Source organism: Mycobacterium sp. NTMscope_MAC_269 (assembly GCF_976985695.1).
Genome location: NZ_OZ335668.1, coordinates 2004046 through 2022985 on the forward strand (window position 1 = coordinate 2004046; position 18940 = coordinate 2022985).

Here is an 18940-nt window from a genome sequence, read left to right on the forward strand (position 1 = left end):
CTATGCCGGCACGACGGCGAAGTTCGCCGTGTGCCAGCCGGTGGCACCGTCGGGGACGGGATTGGCGCGCTCTTCGGTTTGGACGGCACCGGTATTGTCGATCGCCCGCACGGTGATGGTTTCTCTGCCGGGGTTTTTCGCCTGCCACGCAAAGCTCCACAACCGCCATGTCTCATTGGAATAACTCGCGCCCAGTTCGGCCGGCTCCCAACCGCCGTCGCCGATGCGGACTTCGACCGCCCGCACACCACGATTTTGTGCCCACGCAACGCCGCCGAACACCACCGGCCCCACCGGCACCTTCTGGCCGCCTCTGGGCACGTCGATCCGCGACTCCGTCTTGATCGGCGCCTGCGCCGCCCAGCCCTGCCGCGTCCAGTAGGCCTTGGCCCTGTCGAACCGGGTCAGCTCCAAATCCACCACCCACTTGGTGGCAGACACGTAGCCATAGAGACCGGGTACCACCATGCGGGCCGGGTAGCCGTGCTCGACCGGCAGCGGTTGACCGTTGAGGCCGACCGCCAGCAGCGCGTCGCGGCCATCCGTGAGAGCCTGCACGGGGGTGCCGACGGTGAATCCATCGATCGAGGTGGAGAGCACCATGTCCGCGTCCCGGTGCACACCGGCCGCCGCCAGCAGGTCCGCCAGCCGGTAGCCCGTCCAGATGCCCGTTGAAATGAGGTCTCCGCCAACGGGATTGGATACACATGTCAGCGTGGTCACGGTCTCGACGATGTCGAAGCGGGCGAGGTCGTCGAAGTTGTAGGTGGTCTCGCGATCCACCATCCCATGGATACGCAGGCGCCAGTCGCGGCGGCTGAGCTGGGGAACGCTCAGCGCGGTGTCGACACGGTAGAAGTCGGCACTTGACGTGATAAAACTCGGCAATGCAACGCCCTTCGGCTGCACCTCAGTGGGTATCGGGCGCGCCGGGGATCGCGGTCGGGGCAGGGCGAATGTCGTACGGTCGGCTTCCACCGAATGCGCCAGCCGCGCGCCGAGTGCCCCCACTACCCCACTGACGACGCCCAGTCCGAGCAGCCCGTACATGACCAACCTGCGCCGGCCGGGATCTGCCTGCTTCTGGTCGTCTGCGTCGTCGTCCGGCTCGGGCCAGAACCGACGGCTGAGCACCCGCAGCACCCCTACGCCGCACACGGCGCCGACGACGGTGGGGATCGTGTCGAGTGCGGTCCCGCCCGGTCGGGACAGCACCGCAATGCAGCCAAGGACGCCCGCCGCGGCGATCACAGCGCTGCCGAACGGGCGGCGCCGAGTCTCGAGAGTCCCGGCGATCGCCGCGATCGTCGCGATCACCACGAGCACGACGACGGCCAGGAAGGGTTTGTCGAGCGGACCGAGCGTTTGGATCGCCCACTCCTGGACGGGGCCCGGGGTCAGGTCGACGACCGCGGAACCCACGGCGGTGCGGGCATCGGCCCGCGCACCGAACGGGATGCTGGCCAATTGGGCGACACCGAGCGCGACGGCGGCAGCGGCGACCCCGGCGATCATCCGGTCATTCGACGAAGCCACGGCCACCGAAGTCACTCTACTCGCGCTTCATCTCGACGCCGCAAAACTCTTGCAGCACAGTGTCGGTGGCGTCTGGCACGGGTGGGGTTCCGCGCGACTGCGTGGAATGCGAGAAGCGCCAGACTTGCGCACGGCGCATCGGGTCGTCGTGAATCCTCAGGTAGTTCAGTGCCAAAGTCGTTATCTCGTAGAGGAACTCGTTTCGGTCGATGTCGGGCCGGTCCAGGATGTAGCGGACAGTGAGGTGCTCGATCATCCGCACCAGCATCCACGCGGCTGCGGCCGCGATTCGGTTTGGTGGATGCGCCGTCGTAGCCGTGGCCGATCATGCCTCCTGAGCGGCGTCCAGGATGCGTTCCACCGGCACCCGCGACCGCTCCTGGATGGGGCGGCGCCCGCCTCGCGGACAGATGATTCGCGTCGGCGATCAGCGACCGATTAGAGCCGCAATCCGGGCGGCGACCTCCCCGGCGATCCGCAGCGCCTCCTCGCTCGTCCCTGGTTCGTAGCGATCCGCCACCGGGTCGTAGTCGGCACCGGCGATGGAACCGTGGTCGGCGTCCAACTCCACCATCTCGACCGGCCAGCCGACCCGTTCCAGCCCGGCCGCGAAGTCCCTGCTGGCGCGCACGGGGACGGCGTCGTCGGCCAGCCCGTGCAGCAGGGTGAACGGCGTGCCGACGCGGCCTCCCGCCAGCGCGTCGGTCGGCGCCCGACCGGAGAACGGATCGGGCACCATGAACGCGCCGGCCAGGCAAACGGTGTGCGCGAGGCTGACGTCGAAACGCGCCGCGTTGAGCGTCAGGCCCGCCGCGGCGCAACCGCCCATGGACCACCCGACGAGCACGATGCCGCAGCCCGCGCCCGCAAAATCACGGGTGAAGTCGAGTGATCCCAACAGATCCGCGCGCCCGCCGTCCTCGGCGTGGGAATTCCAGTCGGGCGCCACGACGGCCGCGCCGCGGCCGGCGAGCATGCCGGCGAGCGGACCGAAGGCCGCGCGCGCATCGGTCTGCATGCCATGCCACAGCAGGACGGTGGGCCGGCTGGGGTCGCCCCAGACGTCGGCCAAACGTCCTGGCGCGTATTCCACCGTGTCCACGGGTACGAGTGTGCCCGCCACAACGAGTCACCCGCACCGGCCGGGCAGCAGCAGGTGAGCCACAACAGCGATAGGAGACCGTTAGACCTCATGCTGCGCGGTGCCGCTCATCCCCCTGTCTTGGCGTGGAGCCGTACCGTGGACGCGTGGCCAGGACGCGCGACACCGACGCTTGCCCGGGTGCGCTGCAAGTGCACCAGGCCGCCGACGGTGCGCTGGCCCGGGTGCGGCTGCCCGGGGGCATGACCACGGCCGCCCGGCTGGCGGCGTTGAGTGCCGTTGCCACTCAGGCAGGGGCGGGAACGCTCGAACTCACCGCCCGGGGCAACGTGCAGCTGCGCGGGCTCACCGACGTGAGCGTGGTCGCCGAGGCGATCGCGGCCGCAGGACTGTTGCCGTCGACCACCCATGAGCGCGTCCGCAACATCGTCGCGTCACCGCTGTCGGGCCGGGCCGGCGGCAACCTCGACGTGCGGAGCTGGGTCGGTGAGCTCGACGCCGCGATCTGCGCAGAGCCCCGGCTCGCCGACCTGGGCGGCCGGTTCTGGTTCAGCCTCGACGACGGGCGCGGCGACGTGTCGGGGCTGCGCGCCGACATCGGTGTGCACGCGTCGCCGGGTGGTTGCGCCCTATTGCTGGCCGGTCGCGACACCGGCGTCCGGCTGGCCGCCGACGAGGTGGTCGAGAGGCTGGTCGCTCTGGCGACGCGGTTCGTGGACATCCGCGAAACAGCTTGGCGGGTACAGGAATTAGGCGATATCCGCCGGCTGCTACCCGACGCCGAACTCGACAGTGCGCCCTTTCCCGCCTTAGCCAAGGCGCCGGTGGGCTGGATCAACCAGGATGATGGTCGCATCGCGCTGGGCGCCGCGGTACCGCTCGGTGTCCTGCCCGCGCGGGTCGCGGAGTACCTGGCCGCGATCGAGGCGCCGCTGGTGATCACCCCGTGGCGATCGGTGCTGGTGTGCGATCTCGACGAATCCGTCGCCGACACCGCGCTGCGCGTGCTGGCCCCGTTGGGACTGGTGTTCGACGAGAACTCCCCCTGGCTGACCGTCAGCGCCTGCACCGGCAGCCCCGGTTGCGCGCACTCGGCCGCGGACGTGCGGGCGGACGCCGCCCAAGCGCTGGACTCACAGGACGCGGCTGCGGGACACCGTCACTTCGTGGGCTGCGAACGCGCGTGCGGCAGCCCGCCGGCCGGTCAGGTGCTGGTCGCCACAGGCGACGGATACCGAATGCTTCGAAACTGACAAGCCTTAGGGTGAGCGGGTGCTCGACTACATCCGCGACGCCGCGGAGATCTATCGCCAGTCGTTCGCGACCATCCGCGCCGAGGCCGACCTGGCGCGATTCCCGGCCGACGTGGCCCGGGTCGTCGTCCGGTTGATTCACACCTGCGGCCAGGTCGACGTCGCCGAGCACGTCGCGTTCACCGACGACGTCGTCGAGCGTGTCGGCGCGGCGCTGCGAGGCGGGGCCCCCGTGTTGTGCGATTCGTCGATGGTGGCCGCCGGGATCACCACCGCACGGCTGCCCGCCGGCAACGAGGTGGTGTCGCTGGTGGCCGACCCGCGGGCCCCCGAGCTGGCCGCGCGGCGGCAGACCACCCGCTCGGCGGCCGGGGTCGAGCTGTGGGCCGACCGGCTCGACGGCGCCGTGCTGGCCATCGGCAACGCACCGACGGCGCTGTTCCGGCTGCTCGAGCTGATCGACGACGGGCTTTCGCCGCCGGCCGGGGTGTTGGGTGGTCCGGTGGGCTTCGTCGGCTCGGCGCAGTCCAAGCAGGAGCTCATCGAGCGTCCACGCGGAATGTCGTATCTGGTGGTGCGGGGCCGCCGCGGCGGCAGCGCCATGGCCGCGGCCGCCGTCAACGCGATCGCGAGCGACGCCGAATGACCCGGGGGACGCTGTGGGGGGTCGGGCTGGGACCCGGCGACCCGGAGCTGGTGACCGTCAAGGCCGCGCGGGTGATCGGCGAGGCCGACGTGGTCGCCTATCACAGCGCCCGGCACGGTCGCAGCATCGCACGCGGCATCGCCGAACGCTATCTGCGGACCGATCAGATCGAGGAGCACCTGGTCTATCCGGTCACGACCGAGGTCACCAACCATCCGGGCGGCTATGCCGGCGCGCTCGAAGACTTCTACGCCGAAGCCACCCGACGTATCGCCGCGCACCTGGACGCCGGACGCAACGTGGCCCTACTGGCCGAGGGCGACCCGCTGTTCTACAGCTCGTACATGCACCTGCACACGCGACTGACCGAGCGATTCAACGCGGTCATCGTCCCGGGTGTGACGTCGGTGAGCGCCGCTTCGGCGGCAATTGCGACACCGCTGGTGGCCGGCGACGAGGTGTTGTCGGTCCTGCCGGGCACGTTGCCGGTCGCCGAACTGACCCGCCGGCTCGCCGACGCCGACGCCGCCGTGGTCCTCAAGTTGGGTCGCTCGTATCACGTTGTGCGGGAGGCTCTTTCGGCGTCAGGACAGCTCGACAACACGTTTTACGTCGAACGCGCCAGCAGCGCGGGGCAGCGCATCCTGCCGGCGGCGGAGGTCGACGAGACCAGCGTGCCCTACTTCTCGCTGGCCATGCTGCCGGGTGGCCGCCGGCTGCCCCGGCGCTCCCCCGACCGGGCGGCGGCGGGCAGCGTCGCGGTGGTGGGCCTGGGCCCCGGCGATCTGGACTGGATGACGCCGCAGAGCCGGCGGGAGCTGGCGTCGGCGACCGACCTGATCGGCTACGGCGGCTATTTGGATCGCGTCCCGGTTCGCGAGGGCCAGCAGCGCCACCCCAGCGACAATCGCGACGAACCCGAGCGCGCGCGGCTGGCCTGCGCGCTGGCCGAGCAGGGCCGGGCGGTGGCGGTGGTGTCCTCGGGCGACCCGGGCGTCTTCGCGATGGCGACCGCGGTGCTGGAAGAGGCCAAACAATGGCCGGGCGTGCAGGTTCGGGTGATTCCGGCGATGACCGCAGCCCAGGCGGTGGCCAGCCGGGTCGGCGCCCCGCTGGGGCACGACTACGCGGTGATCTCGCTGTCCGATCGGCTCAAGCCGTGGGAGGTGATCGCCGCGCGGCTACAGGCCGCCGCGGCCGCAGACCTGGTGCTGGCTGTCTACAACCCGGCGTCGAAGACGCGGACCTGGCAGGTCGGCGCGATGCGTGACATCTTGCTGGCCCACCGCGAACCCGGTACGCCGGTGGTGATCGGCCGCAACGTGTCCGGCGACGACGAAGACGTCCGCGTGGTGCGGCTGGCCGATCTCAACCCGGCTGAGATCGACATGCGCTGCCTGCTGATCGTCGGGTCGTCGCAAACCCAGTGGTACTCAGCCGATTCCACCGACCGGGTCTTCACTCCCCGGCGCTATCAGCGGTAAGACTCAGCCCCGGTCCCAGGTGCTCGGCATCATCGGCACACTGGGCCCGTCGCTCAACCCGTCGCCGGCCAGCGTCGCCAGCCCGGCGGCCCGGGCGTCGGATCTGGCTGCGGCACCGGCGAATCCGAGTGGCCCCGCGCTGTCCTCGGAGGGCCTGGCGGCGTACGGATCCTCGGCATCGACTCCCGGATCCAACTCCTGGTCCAGGTCCATGAATTCGTAGCGGTAGGCGCGCTCGGTGGCGGTGCCGCCGCGGCGCCGACGAGCCCGGGCCTTCTTCTTGGCCGCGGCGGCCGCGGCCCCGGCGGCGGGCGCGTCGAGGTCGTCGGAGGACGGCTCCTCCGACTTACGGCGCGACCGACTGCTCGCGCTGCCCCGCGCCGAGAGTCCCGACAGCCCCACCGCGTACAGCGCGTTGGACAGGCCCGCGCCGATACCGTCGGTCGCCGTCGGGCCGAAGCCCACTCCGGGTCCCCCACCGACCGGTCCGCCGCCGGCCGATCCGGCGACCGTCGTCGCGGGGGCGGTGGACGGGGTCGGCACGTGGCTCACACTCGCGGGCGCGCTCGCGATGACCGGCGCTGGAGCGGCCACCGGCACCGGCGCCGCCGCCACGGCCGGCAGGGGCGGCGCCATCGAGAGCGGGGCCGCGACGCTGATCGCGGTGACCGCGGCCGCCGCCCCACCGGCCGCGGCCGCGCCGATGGCGGCCACGACGACCGGCGCGAGCACCACCGCCATCTGGATCGCCAGCTGAATGAACGGCCAGAAGATCATCAGCGTGTGGAAGATGGCCCAGCCCAGCGCGGTCGACAGTGCGGGCGACAGTCCGAGCTGCCCGAAAAACGAGGCGAGACTGTTGACCCACGGCACCGGCGGGAAGGGCCACCCGCCGGGGTTGAGGTCCTTGGACACCGGCCACGCGAAATTCTGGGTGTACTGCTGCAGCCACTGGGTGAGCTGATCCATCCAGGACGGGTACTGCGTCGTGGTGGCCTGCTGCTGGGCGCTGGACGTATCGGCGTTGTTGAGGTTGGAACCGGAGTCCGCCGCCGGCGCGACGGCCGCCGCTTGCATCGCCGCGACGCCCGCGGTGCCCGCCTCGGCCCCCGGGACCACGATCGGCGGCGCGGGTGTGGTCGGCGGGACCGCGGCCAGCGCGGATTCACTGACCGCCTGATAGGTGGTCATCGTCGTCGCGGCCTGCACCCACATCCGCGCGTAGTCGGCTTCGTTGACGGCGATGGGGATGGTGTTGATGCCGAAGAAGTTCGTGGCGACCAGCGTTCCGTGCACCACGTGATTGGCCGTGAGTTCGCCCATCGTGGGCATGGCGGCCAAAGCGACGGTGTAGGCGGTGGCCGCGGTCTCGTGCAGGCTGGCCGCGGTGGCGCTCTTGGCCGCGCTGTCCACCAGCCAGGCCTGGTAGGGGACGTGCGCGGCCACGTACTGGTCGGCGCTGGGCCCGTCCCACGCGCCGGCCTGCACGGTGCCCAGCAACCCGCTGAGTTCGGCCGCCGCGCTCGCGTAGTCGGTGCTCATCGCCGACCAGGCCGTCGCGGCGGCCAGCAGCGGGGCCGGGCCGGGACCGCTGCTGAGCATGCTCGAGTGCACTTCCGGCGGAAACGCCGCCCAGATCGGGGCGGTCATCGTCGGGGGCCTTCAGGCAAGAACACGAATACCTCTTCGGAATCTCGTGGATGGGCTGGGCGATGCGTACGACCAGAGGTCGGTTGCCGCGGGCGTTTAGTTCCCTGCGATTTCGTTCGGGCGTCAAATTGCGGGAGTCTTTGCGCGCGGAGCGGCCCTGCTGCAACGATGCAGGGATGCGGTGTGAGGTTGCGCGTGAAGCGCTATCGGCTCGATTGGACGGCGAGCGCCCCGAGGTGCTCGCGCAGCAAGTCGACGCCCACCTGGAATCGTGCCGCAGTTGCCGCTCCTGGCTGATCGGGGCGGCGGCGCAGACCCGTCGGTTCGCCTCGGTTGCGCCCGGCGAGGGGCCCGACCTGGTCGACAAAATCATGGCCAGCATCGGCGAGCAGTCCTCCGGACACCCGAGTTGGATGCGCTGGTTGCGGTCGCACTACCGGCGCTGGGGCCTGATCGCCGTGGGCCTGTTCCAGGTGGCGATTGCCGCCGCTCAGATCAGTGGCGTCGACTTCGGCATGGTGTCCGGTCACATGCACGGCGCGATGTCGGGCGAGCACCTGATGCACGAGTCCACGGCCTGGTTGCTGGCGTTGGGGTTGGCGATGGTGGCCGCCGGCGTCTGGCCCGCCTCCGCCTCAGGAGTGGCGGCGATCACCGGTGTGTATTCCGTTGCGCTGCTTGGCTATGTGATCGTCGACGCCTTCGACGGGCAGGTCACGGCCACCAGGATCGCCAGCCACATGCCGCTTTTGTTGGGCCTGGCATTCGCGTTGTTGGTGGCGCGGGAGCGCGTGGGCTCGCACCGGCGCCGCGGCTCCGACGGCTCGGTCGACTTTGACTATCCCGCCTCGGCGACCGACTCCCCCAGCAATCGACGGCGCGGGCATTTGCGGCCGATCAACCACGCCGTCCCCGACCACGCCGCGCCCTCTACGACGACCCGTCGTAGGATCGGAAAACCCGCGCAACTAAGGTGGTTGAGCATGATCGCGCCGAGCGACGACGAGGCGGTAACCGAACTCGCGTTGTCAGCCGCGCGCGGCAACGCGCGAGCGCTCGAGGCGTTCATCAAAGCCACCCAGCAGGACGTATGGCGGTTCGTCGCTTACCTGTCCGATGCGGGCAGCGCCGACGATCTGACCCAAGAAACATTCCTGCGCGCCATCGGCGCCATCGAGCGGTTCTCCGGGCGCTCGAGCGCCCGCACGTGGCTGCTGTCCATCGCGCGCCGGGTCGTGGCCGATCACATCCGCGCACTGCAGTCGCGGCCGCGCGCCGCCTTGGGCGCCGATCCCGAGCACGTGGTGCGCGGTGATCGCCACGCCCGCGGGTTCGAAGACCTCGTTGAGGTGACGACGATGATCGCCGGCCTCAATCCCGAACAGCGCGAAGCGCTTTTGCTCACCCAGCTACTCGGGCTGCCCTACGCCGACGCCGCCGCCGTGTGCGGCTGCCCGGTGGGCACCATCCGGTCGCGGGTTGCGCGCGCCCGCGATGCGCTGCTGGCCGACGGCGAGCGCAGCGACCTAACCGGCTAGCGCGCCAACCCAGTCGGCGGCCTCGCGTACCGATCCCACGGCCGATACACCCGGCGGTAGCGGCGGCCGCGCCACCATCACCACCGAGACATCGAGCGCCGCGGCCGCATCCAGTTTCGCCCTCGTCATCTGACCGCCGCTGTTCTTGGTGACCAGCGCGTCGATGCGGTGCTCGCGCAGCAGCGCGAATTCGTCGTCGTAGCGGTACGGGCCGCGGGAGAGCACCAGCCGGTGATGACGCGGCAACGAGGTGCTGTCCGGTTCGGTGACCGCCCGGATCAAAAACCACGCGTCGCTGTCGGCGAAGGCGTTGACGCCGGAACGGCCGGTGGTGAGGAAGATACGCGAATAGCCGTGCCGGGCAACGGTTTGCGCCGCATGGGTATCCGACTCGACGACGAGGGCCGCGCCGGGATCCCAGGCCGGGCGCGCCAGGATCAGATGGGGTATCCGTAATTCGCCGCACGCGGTGGCGGCGTGCGCCGTCATGGTGGCCGCGAACGGATGGGTGGCGTCGACGACGGCGTCGATGCGTTCGTCGCGCAACCAGCGCCGCAGACCGTCCACCCCGCCAAAGCCGCCGACGCGCACGGGGCCGACCGGCAGCGCGGGGTGCGGAACCCGGCCCGCCAGGGAACTGATGACGTCGATGCGGGGGTGCAGGGCTTTCGCCAGCGCGCGCGCCTCGCCGGTGCCGCCGAGCAGCAAGACGCGCATCAATGCCTGCTCCTTCGCGCCCGCCCGGTCGAATACAGGTAACTGTCGGTGAAGTTGCCCGCAGTCAGCGCGTCGCCGACGACGATGACCGCGGTTTTGGTGATGTTGGCCTCGTGCATCTGGTCGGCAAGGTCGGCGAGCGTGCCGCGCAGCACGCTCTCCTGCGGCCAGCTCGCGAAAGCCACGACGGCTGCGGGTGTTTCGGGGCGGTAGCCGCCTTCGAGAAGTTGCGGGACGATGGCGTCGATCTGGGCGGCCGCCAGGTGCAGGACCAGGGTGGCGCCGGATCGGGCGAGCGTCGCCAGGTCTTCGCCGGGCGGCATGGCCGTCGACAGGGTCGCCACCCGGGTCAGCGTCACCGTCTGCGCCACCCCGGGGACGGTGAGCTCGCGTTTCAGGGCGGCCGCGGCGGCGGCGAAAGACGGTACGCCCGGCACGATTTCGTAGTCGATGCCCAGCGCGTCAAGCCGGCGGCACTGCTCGGCCAGCGCGCTGTACAGCGACGGGTCACCGGAATGCAGCCGCGCGACGTCGTGTCCGGCGGCGTGCGCCTCGCTGAGTTCGGCGATGATCTGCTCCAGCGTCAACGGGCCGGTGTCAACGACTTTCGCGTCCTGCGGGCAGAGCGCGAGCAGGTCGTCGGGCATGATCGAGCCCGCGTACAGGCACACGCGGCATGTTTGGAGGAGCCGTTGGCCACGGACGGTGATCAGGTCGGCGGCGCCCGGGCCCGCGCCGATGAAGTACACGGTCATTTGGTCATCACCCACTGGGTGACCGGGTAGTGCGGCTGCCAGCCCGTGAAGGCGCCCAGCGCCGTGCCGTGGTAGTGCTGGAAACGTCGCAGCTGGCCGCCGAGACGCGTATATGCCTGCGTAACAGCGGCTTCCGACTCGGTGGTGACAACGTTGACGACCAGCCGCCCGCCGGTGGGCAAGTGGTCGAGGCAGGCATCCAGCAGGCCCGGCTGGGTCAGCCCGCCGCCGATGAAGATCGCCGAGGGTGGCGCGGCGCCCTCGAAGGTGTCGGGGGCGTCGCCGCGCACCTCGATGCCGACGCCGAAAGCCGCGGCGTTGTATTCGACGTTATGACGGCGTCGTTCGTCGCGTTCGAATGCGATTGCCCCACAACCCGACCCGCTCAGACACCACTCGACGCTGATGCTGCCCGACCCCGCGCCGACGTCCCATAACCGCTCCCCCGGCCGCGGCGCCAAGGCGGCCAGTGTCACCGCGCGGATCCCCTGTTTGGTGATCTGGCCGTCGTGGGTGAACGCGTCGTCGGGCAGGGGCGAGACGCGTTCGTCGGGCAGGTAGCGCACGGCGATCACGTTGAGGTCGTCGACATGTCCGGCGGCGCCGTCGGCCCAGTCGCGGGCGGTGCCGTCGCGGCGGCGTTCGTCTGCGCCGCCGAGCCTTTCGAGCACGGTGAATTGCGAATCCCCACGGCCGTGCGCGTTGAGCAGGGCGGCCAGCTCCGCGGGGGTGGATTTGCCTTGCGACAGCACGATCGCCCGTCCGCCGCGGCGCACGGCGGTGTGCGGCGCCGCGGTGACCAGGCTGATCACGTCGGTGTCGTGGACGTTCCAGCCCATCCGGGCGCACGCCAGGGTCACCGACGACACGTGCGGCAGCACCCGCACCTTCTCGGGGCCGTACAGGCGGATCAGCGTGCCGCCGATGCCGTGCAGCAGCGGGTCCCCGCTGGCGACGACATGGATGTCGTCGTCCGCGGGCAGCGCTTTGAGGGCGGGAAGCATCGGCGAGGGCCACTCCCGGCGGGGGGCGGCCACCGTGTCGTCGAGCAGATCGAGCTGGCGCTTAGAACCGTAAATTACTGCGGCCCTGCGCAATTCGATGCATGATGTCTCGGCGAGCCCCGCCATGCCATCGGCACCGATGCCGACCACGATAATCATAAGCGCCGCTCCTCATCGCTGCGCTCTGCATGGTCACCGGCGGGGCTCATCGCGGCATCCTGCGCCAGATGAACGCCGGCAGCAACCGCATCACGGCGGCCGCGGGCCCCAGCGCCCACGGGATCCACACAGTGCGTCGGCCTTTGGCCAGTGCCCGCGCGGTCGCGGCGGCCACCTGCGCCGGCGTGCTGGCCAGTGGCGCGGGCGTCATGCCTTCCGTCATCCGCCCGATCACGAATCCCGGGCGTGCGATCAGCAGCCGCACCCCGGTGCCGTGCAGCGCGTCGGCCAGGCCGTTGGCGAAGCCGTCCAGGCCCGCTTTCGCCGAGCCGTAGACGTAGTTGGCGCGCCGCACCCGCGCGCCCGCGATCGAGGAGAACACCACCAGTCGGCCGTTGCCGGCGTTGCGCATGGCGGCGGCCAGGTGGGTGAGCATGCTGACCTGGGCGACGTAGTCGGTGTGCACGACGGCGACCGCGTGGGCGGCGTCGGTCTCGGCGCGGGCCTGGTCGCCCAGGATGCCGAAGGCCAGCACCGCGGTGCCGATGGGTCCGTGATCGGCGACGACCGACGCGACCAGCGGGGCGTGCGACGCCAGGTCATCGGCATCGAACTCCTTGGTGTCGACCGCGGTGGCGCCGGCGGCTTTGACCGCGCTGACCTGGTCGGCCAGCTGATGGGCGTTGCGCGCGGCCAGCACCACCGTCGCCCCGGGCGCGAGGTGCCGCGCCAGCTCGACCCCGATTTCGCTGCGTCCGCCCAGGATTAGTACCGCAGCCGCGCCCGTGTCGTCCACGGCTGCGATTATTACCTGCGCTAGCGTGAGCGGTGATGGCGAATACCACTACCCGGCTCACCGACGAGGCCCTCGCGTTTCTGTCGGAACGCCATCTGGCCATGCTCACCACGCTGCGAGCCGACAATTCACCGCATGTGGTGGCGGTCGGTTTCACCTTCGACCCCAAGACGCACATCGCGCGGGTCATCACCACCGGCGGTTCACAAAAGGCGGTCAATGCGGATCGCGGCGGGCTGGCCGTTCTGAGCCAGGTCGACGGGGCGCGGTGGCTATCGCTGGAGGGCCGTTCCAAGGTGAACAGCGACGTCGACGCGGTCCGCGACGCCGAGCTGCGCTACGCCCAGCGCTACCGTACGCCCCGCCCCAACCCGCGCCGTGTGGTCATCGAGGTTCAGGTGGAACGGGTGCTGGGTTCGTCGGATCTGTTGGACCGGGGCGCGTCGTAGCTTTTTGCAGTATTCCCATTCTCGGTTCGACGGGTTCTTCAGACGACCGGAACGACGATCAGTTCGTGCGGCCGGTTGTTGACCGCCAGGGCGCCGTCCTCGGTCACCACGACGATGTCCTCGATGCGCGCGCCCCAGCGGCCGGGGAAATAGATGCCCGGCTCGATGGAAAACGCCATGCCCGCGGCCAGCCGCAGGTCGTTTCCGGCGACGATGTAGGGCTCTTCGTGCACCGACAATCCGATGCCGTGCCCGGTGCGGTGCACGAAGTACTCGGCGAGCCCCTCGGCGGCCAGCACGTCGCGGGCGGCCGCGTCGACCTGTTCGGCCGTCACCCCCGGACGCACCGCCTCGTACGCCGCGCGCTGGGCGCGCTGTAGCACCGAATATTGTTGGGCTACTTCGGGGTTCGGCTCACCGATGCTGTAGGTGCGCGTCGAGTCGGAGTTGTAGCCGGGTTCATACGCGCCACCGATGTCGACGACGACGATGTCACCCTCCTGCAGTTCGCGATCCGAATACCCGTGGTGCGGATCGGCGCCGTGCGGCCCGGACCCGACGATGATGAACGCCACCTCCGAATGTCCTTCGGCCACAATGGCGTCCGCGATATCGGCGGCGACGTCGGCCTCGGTGCGGCCGGGCACCAAAAATTCCGGCACCCGCGCGTGCACGCGATCGATGGCCGCGCCGGCTTTGCGCAACGCGTCGACTTCGCACTCCTCCTTGAGCATTCGCAGCGTGCGCAACACGTCGGTGGCCAAAACGGGCAGCAAGCCGAGCACACCGGCCAGCGGCAGCAGATGCAACGCCGGCATCGAATCGGTCACGGCGGTCGCGGCGGGGACGCCGCCCAGCGCGGCGCCCACCAGATCGTAGGGATTGTCGCCGTCGACCCAATCGCGCACCGCCAGCCCGAGTTCGGCGATGGCCGAACCCTTGAGCGAGGCCAGCTCCAGCCGCGGCACCACCACGGTCGGATCACCGGCCGCGGGCAACACCAGCGCGGTGAACCGCTCCAACGTCTGGGCGCGAGACGCGACCAGGTACCGCAGGTCATACCCGGGGGTGATCACCAGGCCGGCCAGACCCGCGTCGGCGGCCGCACCGGCGGCCGCCCCCAGTCGGCGGGCATACACTGCGGCGTCGAACCGGTGTGAGTCCATGGCAGCCAGGCTAACCCGCCCACCGAACGTCGACTCGTTGCGCCGATTTCTCCAATCGCCCGACAACGAGTCGACGTTCGGCGGTGTGGGGTCCCGGCCCGTGCCGTGACAAGATAGCCGGCATGCCCGGACCACTAGTGCTGCTCGATGGAGCCAGCATGTGGTTCCGTTCGTATTTCGGGGTCCCGTCCTCGATCACCGCCCCCGACGGCAGGCCCGTCAACGCCGTTCGGGGATTCATCGATTCGGTCGCCGTGGTGATCGGCCAGCAGCGGCCCAGCCGGTTGGCGGTCTGCCTCGACCTGGATTGGCGGCCGCAGTTTCGGGTGGACCTCGTGCCGTCCTACAAGGCGCACCGCGTGGCCGAAGAGGAACCGAAAGGCGAACCCGACGTCGAGGAGGTCCCCGACGACCTGACGCCCCAGATCGACATGATCGCCGAACTCCTTGACGCCTTCGGGATTCCGACGGCGGGCGCGGAGGGCTTCGAGGCCGACGACGTACTGGGCACGCTCGCCGCACACGAGCGCGACGACCCGGTGGTGGTGGTCAGCGGAGACCGCGACCTGATGCAGGTGGTGTCCGACGATCCCGTCCCGGTACGGGTGCTCTACCTCGGCCGCGGGCTGAGCAAAGCCACGTTGTTCGGGCCCGCCGAGGTGGCCGAACACTACGGCGTACCGGTCGAGCGGGCCGGGCCCGCCTACGCCGAACTCGCGCTGCTGCGCGGCGACCCGTCCGACGGCCTGCCGGGTGTCCCCGGCGTCGGTGAGAAGACCGCGGCGACCCTGCTGGCCCAGCACGGTTCGCTGGATCAGATCCTGGCCGCCGCCCACGACCCGAAGTCGAAGATGGCCAAGGGCCTGCGGGCCAAACTGCTGGGCGCGCTGGACTACATCGAGGCGGCCGGCCAGGTGGTGCGCGTCGCCACCGACGCGCCCGTCACGTTCTCGACGGCCACCGACGCACTGCCGTTGGTCGCCGCCGACCCGCAACGCACCGCCAAGCTGGCGACCGAACTGGGCGTCGGCTCGTCGATCGCCCGCCTGCAGAAAGCGCTGGACGCCCTGCCGGCGTGACTACTGGGGACGGCCGACCTCGTAAGTGCCCTTGTTGTCCTGGAAGGTCACCGTCACGTGCTTGGGCGCGCCGTCGATGCTGACGTCGCAGTCAAACGTGGCACCCTTCTTGACGGTCGGGTTTTGGCCGTGGTTGCACTTGACGTCCTTGACGTTCTTGGCGCCGTAGCCGTTGGTTTCGTCGCTGAGAACCTGCTGCACCCCGGCCTGCGCCTTGCTGACGTCCAGCTTGGTGGTGACGAAGAAGCCCGGCTGCCAGAAGCCCAGCACCAGCACGACGACGACGAGCAGCAACGCGATCCCGCCGCCCACGCCCGCGACCAGCCCGGTCGGCCGCTTCTTGCCGGGCTGCTCATACGGCGGGTACTGCTGCGGGTACTGGCCCGGCTGCCCGTATTGGCCGTACTGGCCGTATTGGCCCGGCGGGGGGTATTGGCCCGGCTGCCCGTACTGGCCGGGCTGCGGGTACTGACCCGGTTGGCCGTACTGACCCGGCTGGGCGTATTGGCCGGGCTGCCCGTACTGCCCGGGCTGGGCGTAACCCGGCTGCTGCGGGTACTGCTGCGGATAGGCCTGTTCAGCCGGCTGCTGGTACTGGGGGTACTCGGCCGGCGGGGTGTAGGCGGGGGCCTGCCACGAGGCTTCCTGGGTCGACTGGTCATGCCACGTCGGCGCCACCTGAGTCGGGTCAGACGAGTGCTCGCTGCCTTGACCTTGACCGGGCGGTTGCCACTGCTGGTCCGGTCCCTGCGGTCCGCTCATCTTTCTCCTCAGCCCCTTGTGTCTCGGCATGAACTATCGGCGCTTAACGGTAGCTCCGGCCTAGCCTACCCGGCGTCAACTGCGACGACGCCGCGCCGAATGTCGTTGATGGCCCGCTTGGCGGTGGCCCGCACCTCCGCGTCGGGAGCGGCGTTGCGCACCTGATCCAGCAGGTCAAGCGCCTGTCGGCACCAGCGCACGAAATCGCCCGCCAGCAAGGGCGAGCCGGTGCCCGCCGGGTCGGCTGCCGCCAGCGCGGCGGCCAGATCACCAGTCCGTGCCCAACGGTAGATGACGTTGACGAAGCCGTCGTCGGGCTCGCGGCTCGGGGCGATCCGGTGCGTCTGCTCGTCGGAGCGCAACGCCATCGACAGCCTCGACGTCTGCTGCAGCGCCTGGCGCAGTTGCTGCGTGGGGGCGTCGGCCGCGAACCCCGCGCCCGGCCCCTCCCCGCCGCGGCTCTCATACAGGACCGACGACACCACCGCCGCCAGCTCGGCGGGCTTCAACCCCGACCACGCGCCGGTGCGCAGGCATTCGGCGACCAGCAGGTCGCTTTCGCTGTAGATCCGCGCCAGCAGCCGCCCGTCGTCGGTGACCCGGGGATCGCCGTCGCTGCCTTCGATGAAGCCACGCTCGGTGAGCAGCCCGACGATCCGATCGAAGGTACGGGCCAGCGAATTGGTCGCTGCGGCAACTTTTTTCTCCAACTGCGCGTTGTCGCGTTCGATCCGAAGGTAGCGCTCGGCCTCCCTGACCTGTGTTTCCAGGCCGGCGGAGTTGTGCGACGGGTGCCGGCGCAGCTGTTCGCGCAACGACGCCAGCTCCGGGTCGTGAAATTCACCGTCGGCATCCCCGCGGCCGCGACGCGCGGCCGGAATCGTCAGCCCGGCGGCCGCCGACCGCAGCGCCGACGCCAGATCCCGGCGGACCCGTGGCTGCCGGTGCTCGACACGCTTCGGCAGTGGCATCGAACCGACCGGCGCGGCCGCGCCCGAATAGTCCGCCGAGGAAATCCTTCCCGCCCAGCGGTTTTCGGTCAGCACCAACGGCCGCGGGTCGGAGCTGTCGCGGGCCGATTCCAGCACCACGGCCAGTCCACCGCGCCGGCCGTGGGTGATGTTGATGATGTCGCCGCGGCGCAGCGCGGCCAGCGCGTCGGTGGCCGCCTGCCGGCGTTGCAGCCGCGACGCGCGCGACTGCGCGCGTTCCATCTCGGAGATGCGCGCCCGCATCCGGGCGTACTCCAGGATCGGCGCCTTGGGCCCGCCCAGCTCGGCAGCGATCTCGTCGAGTATCGCGTTGCCCCGCTCGATGCCACGCACCAGCCCGACCACGGAGCGGTCCGCCTGATACTGCGCAAATGACTGCTCTAGCAACCGATGTGCCTGTTCGGGTCCCATCTGGTGCACCAGGTTGATCGTCATGTTGTACGACGGGGCGAACGAACTGCGTAGCGGGAAGGTGCGGGTGGAAGCCAGCCCGGCCACGGCCGAGGGTTCGGTGGTTTCCTCGGTGGGACTCCACAGCACCACCGCGTGGCCCTCGACGTCGATGCCGCGCCGCCCGGCGCGCCCGGTCAGCTGCGTGTACTCCCCCGGGGTCAGCGCGACATGCTGCTCGCCGTTGAACTTGACCAGCCGCTCGAGCACCACGGTGCGGGCCGGCATGTTGATCCCGAGCGCCAGGGTCTCGGTGGCGAACACGGCCCGCACCAACCCGGCGGTGAACAGCTCTTCGACCGTGTGCCGGAAGGCGGGCAGCATGCCGGCGTGGTGGGCGGCCAGGCCGCGCAGTAGCCCCTCGCGCCACTCGTAGTAGCCGAGCACGGCCAGGTCCGCGTCGGCCAGATCCCCGCAGCGGTGCTCGATCACCTCGGCGATCTGCGCGCGCTCCTCCTGAGTGGTCAGCTGCAAGGACGAACGCAGGCATTGCTGGACGGCGGCGTCACAGCCGGCCCGCGAGAACACGAACGTGATCACCGGAAGCAGCCCTTCGGCATCCAGTGTCGCGATCACGTCCGGGCGCGGCGGCGTGCGGTAGAGGCGGGGACGGGACGGCCGTCCCGAGCCTCCCCTTCCCGGCTGGCGCCGGGGACCACGCCAGTCGGCCATGCGGTCCGCCTCGCGCCGATGCGAAATATGGCGCAGCAGTTCGGGATTGACGCGCGGTTGACGATCCGCGGCGGGCTTCTCGTTCTCGTAGTCGAACAGATCCAGCAGGCGCTTGCCCACCAAAACGTGTTGCCACAGCGGCACCGGCCGGTGCTCGTCGACCACGACCGTCGTATCGCCCCGCACGGTCTGGATCCAGCCGCCGAACTCCTCGGCATTGCTCACCGTCGCCGACAGGCTGACCACGCGGACCTCGTCGGGCAGGTGCAGGATCACCTCTTCCCACACCGGGCCCCGCATCCGGTCGGCGAGAAAATGCACTTCGTCCATCACCACGTAGGAAAGCCCGTGCAGGGCAGGCGAATCCGCGTAAAGCATGTTCCGTAGCACTTCGGTCGTCATCACCACCACGGGCGCATCGGCGTTGACCGACATGTCCCCGGTCAACAGGCCGATGCGGTCGCGACCGTAGCGCGCGGTCAGGTCGGTGTGCTTCTGGTTGCTCAGCGCTTTGAGCGGCGTGGTGTAGAAGCACTTGCCGCCGGCCGCCAGCGCCAGGTGCACCGCGAATTCGCCGACGACCGTTTTGCCGGCGCCGGTCGGCGCGCAGACCAGCACGCCGTGGCCGCGTTCGAGCGCCGCACATGCCCGATGCTGGAAGCCGTCGAGCGCGAAGGGCAGATCCGCGGCGAATCGGGTGAGCTCAGCCAGCTCCGCCACGTCGTGGGGC

At 70.2% G+C, this 18940-nt stretch carries 17 protein-coding genes and 1 pseudogene; 7 read left to right on the top strand and 11 right to left on the bottom strand.

The annotated features are described in order from the left end of the window. From ACZ50Z_RS09380 to ACZ50Z_RS09390, 3 genes are all read right to left on the bottom strand, one after another. Positions 1-1551, bottom strand: coding sequence for a molybdopterin-dependent oxidoreductase (locus tag ACZ50Z_RS09380; protein WP_464483301.1), 1551 nt, complete (start codon positions 1549-1551; stop codon positions 1-3). A gap of 1 nt (position 1552) precedes the next feature. After that, complete coding sequence (locus ACZ50Z_RS09385; RefSeq protein WP_464483302.1) at positions 1553-1792, bottom strand: hypothetical protein; 240 nt, start codon at positions 1790-1792, stop codon at positions 1553-1555. A gap of 171 nt (positions 1793-1963) precedes the next feature. Then, positions 1964-2638, bottom strand: a complete 675-nt coding sequence (locus tag ACZ50Z_RS09390; RefSeq protein WP_464483303.1) for an alpha/beta hydrolase family protein — start codon at positions 2636-2638, stop codon at positions 1964-1966. A gap of 146 nt (positions 2639-2784) precedes the next feature. On the opposite strand from ACZ50Z_RS09390, the gene cobG reads away from it, so the two are divergent. From cobG to ACZ50Z_RS09405, 3 genes are read left to right on the top strand one after another with little or no spacing between them, the layout of a single operon-like run. Beyond that, a complete protein-coding gene (cobG, locus tag ACZ50Z_RS09395; protein ID WP_464483304.1) occupies positions 2785-3891 on the top strand; it encodes a precorrin-3B synthase in 1107 nt (368 codons plus the stop codon). 19 nt (positions 3892-3910) lie between these two features. After that, positions 3911-4537, top strand: a complete 627-nt coding sequence (locus tag ACZ50Z_RS09400) for a precorrin-8X methylmutase (protein ID WP_464483305.1) — start codon at positions 3911-3913, stop codon at positions 4535-4537. After that, positions 4534-6021 carry a precorrin-2 C(20)-methyltransferase gene (locus ACZ50Z_RS09405; protein WP_464483306.1) on the top strand — a complete coding sequence of 496 codons (1488 nt, stop codon included), beginning with the start codon at positions 4534-4536 and terminating at the stop codon, positions 6019-6021. The genes ACZ50Z_RS09400 and ACZ50Z_RS09405 overlap by 4 nt, the downstream gene beginning before the upstream one ends. A gap of 3 nt (positions 6022-6024) precedes the next feature. On the opposite strand, the gene ACZ50Z_RS09410 is transcribed toward ACZ50Z_RS09405, so the two are convergent. Continuing rightward, a complete protein-coding gene (locus tag ACZ50Z_RS09410) occupies positions 6025-7671 on the bottom strand; it encodes a PPE domain-containing protein (protein ID WP_464483307.1) in 1647 nt (548 codons plus the stop codon). A 176-nt stretch (positions 7672-7847) separates the two neighbouring features. On the opposite strand from ACZ50Z_RS09410, the pseudogene ACZ50Z_RS09415 reads away from it, so the two are divergent. Both ACZ50Z_RS09415 and sigC read left to right on the top strand, forming a co-directional pair. Continuing rightward, positions 7848-8465, top strand: a pseudogene (locus ACZ50Z_RS09415) (DUF2275 domain-containing protein); the annotation flags it as partial. A 189-nt stretch (positions 8466-8654) separates the two neighbouring features. Continuing rightward, a complete protein-coding gene (gene sigC, locus ACZ50Z_RS09420; RefSeq protein ID WP_464486151.1) occupies positions 8655-9209 on the top strand; it encodes an RNA polymerase sigma factor SigC in 555 nt (184 codons plus the stop codon). Here sigC and ACZ50Z_RS09425 read toward each other — a convergent pair. From ACZ50Z_RS09425 to ACZ50Z_RS09440, 4 genes are read right to left on the bottom strand one after another with little or no spacing between them, the layout of a single operon-like run. After that, on the bottom strand, positions 9198-9926 hold the full coding sequence (locus ACZ50Z_RS09425) for a cobalt-precorrin-6A reductase (protein ID WP_464483308.1): 729 nt from the start codon (positions 9924-9926) through the stop codon (positions 9198-9200). The genes sigC and ACZ50Z_RS09425 overlap by 12 nt on opposite strands. Beyond that, the gene (cobM, locus tag ACZ50Z_RS09430) at positions 9926-10681 is read right to left on the bottom strand and encodes a precorrin-4 C(11)-methyltransferase (RefSeq protein WP_464486152.1); all 756 of its coding nucleotides are present in this window, start codon (positions 10679-10681) and stop codon (positions 9926-9928) included. Before cobM ends, ACZ50Z_RS09425 begins: the two co-directional genes overlap by 1 nt. Beyond that, the gene (gene cbiE / locus ACZ50Z_RS09435) at positions 10678-11844 is read right to left on the bottom strand and encodes a precorrin-6y C5,15-methyltransferase (decarboxylating) subunit CbiE (RefSeq protein WP_464483309.1); all 1167 of its coding nucleotides are present in this window, start codon (positions 11842-11844) and stop codon (positions 10678-10680) included. The genes cobM and cbiE overlap by 4 nt, the downstream gene beginning before the upstream one ends. Positions 11845-11890: 46 nt before the next feature. Next, positions 11891-12640 carry an SDR family NAD(P)-dependent oxidoreductase gene (locus ACZ50Z_RS09440; protein WP_464483310.1) on the bottom strand — a complete coding sequence of 250 codons (750 nt, stop codon included), beginning with the start codon at positions 12638-12640 and terminating at the stop codon, positions 11891-11893. Positions 12641-12675: 35 nt separating this feature from the next. Here ACZ50Z_RS09440 and ACZ50Z_RS09445 point away from each other — a divergent pair, with 35 nt between their 5' ends. Then, a complete protein-coding gene (locus ACZ50Z_RS09445; protein ID WP_163707746.1) occupies positions 12676-13089 on the top strand; it encodes a F420-dependent biliverdin reductase in 414 nt (137 codons plus the stop codon). 38 nt (positions 13090-13127) lie between these two features. On the opposite strand, the gene ACZ50Z_RS09450 is transcribed toward ACZ50Z_RS09445, so the two are convergent. Further along, positions 13128-14255, bottom strand: coding sequence for a M24 family metallopeptidase (locus tag ACZ50Z_RS09450; protein WP_464483311.1), 1128 nt, complete (start codon positions 14253-14255; stop codon positions 13128-13130). A gap of 122 nt (positions 14256-14377) precedes the next feature. On the opposite strand from ACZ50Z_RS09450, the gene ACZ50Z_RS09455 reads away from it, so the two are divergent. Next, complete coding sequence (locus tag ACZ50Z_RS09455) at positions 14378-15334, top strand: 5'-3' exonuclease (RefSeq protein ID WP_464483312.1); 957 nt, start codon at positions 14378-14380, stop codon at positions 15332-15334. On the opposite strand, the gene ACZ50Z_RS09460 is transcribed toward ACZ50Z_RS09455, so the two are convergent. Beyond that, entirely contained in the window at positions 15335-16096 is a 762-nt protein-coding gene (locus ACZ50Z_RS09460) for a DUF4333 domain-containing protein (RefSeq protein ID WP_464483313.1), read from the bottom strand. It abuts the gene before it with no gap. 65 nt (positions 16097-16161) lie between these two features. Beyond that, entirely contained in the window at positions 16162-18930 is a 2769-nt protein-coding gene (locus ACZ50Z_RS09465) for a DEAD/DEAH box helicase (RefSeq protein ID WP_464486153.1), read from the bottom strand. Positions 18931-18940 lie beyond the last annotated feature (10 nt).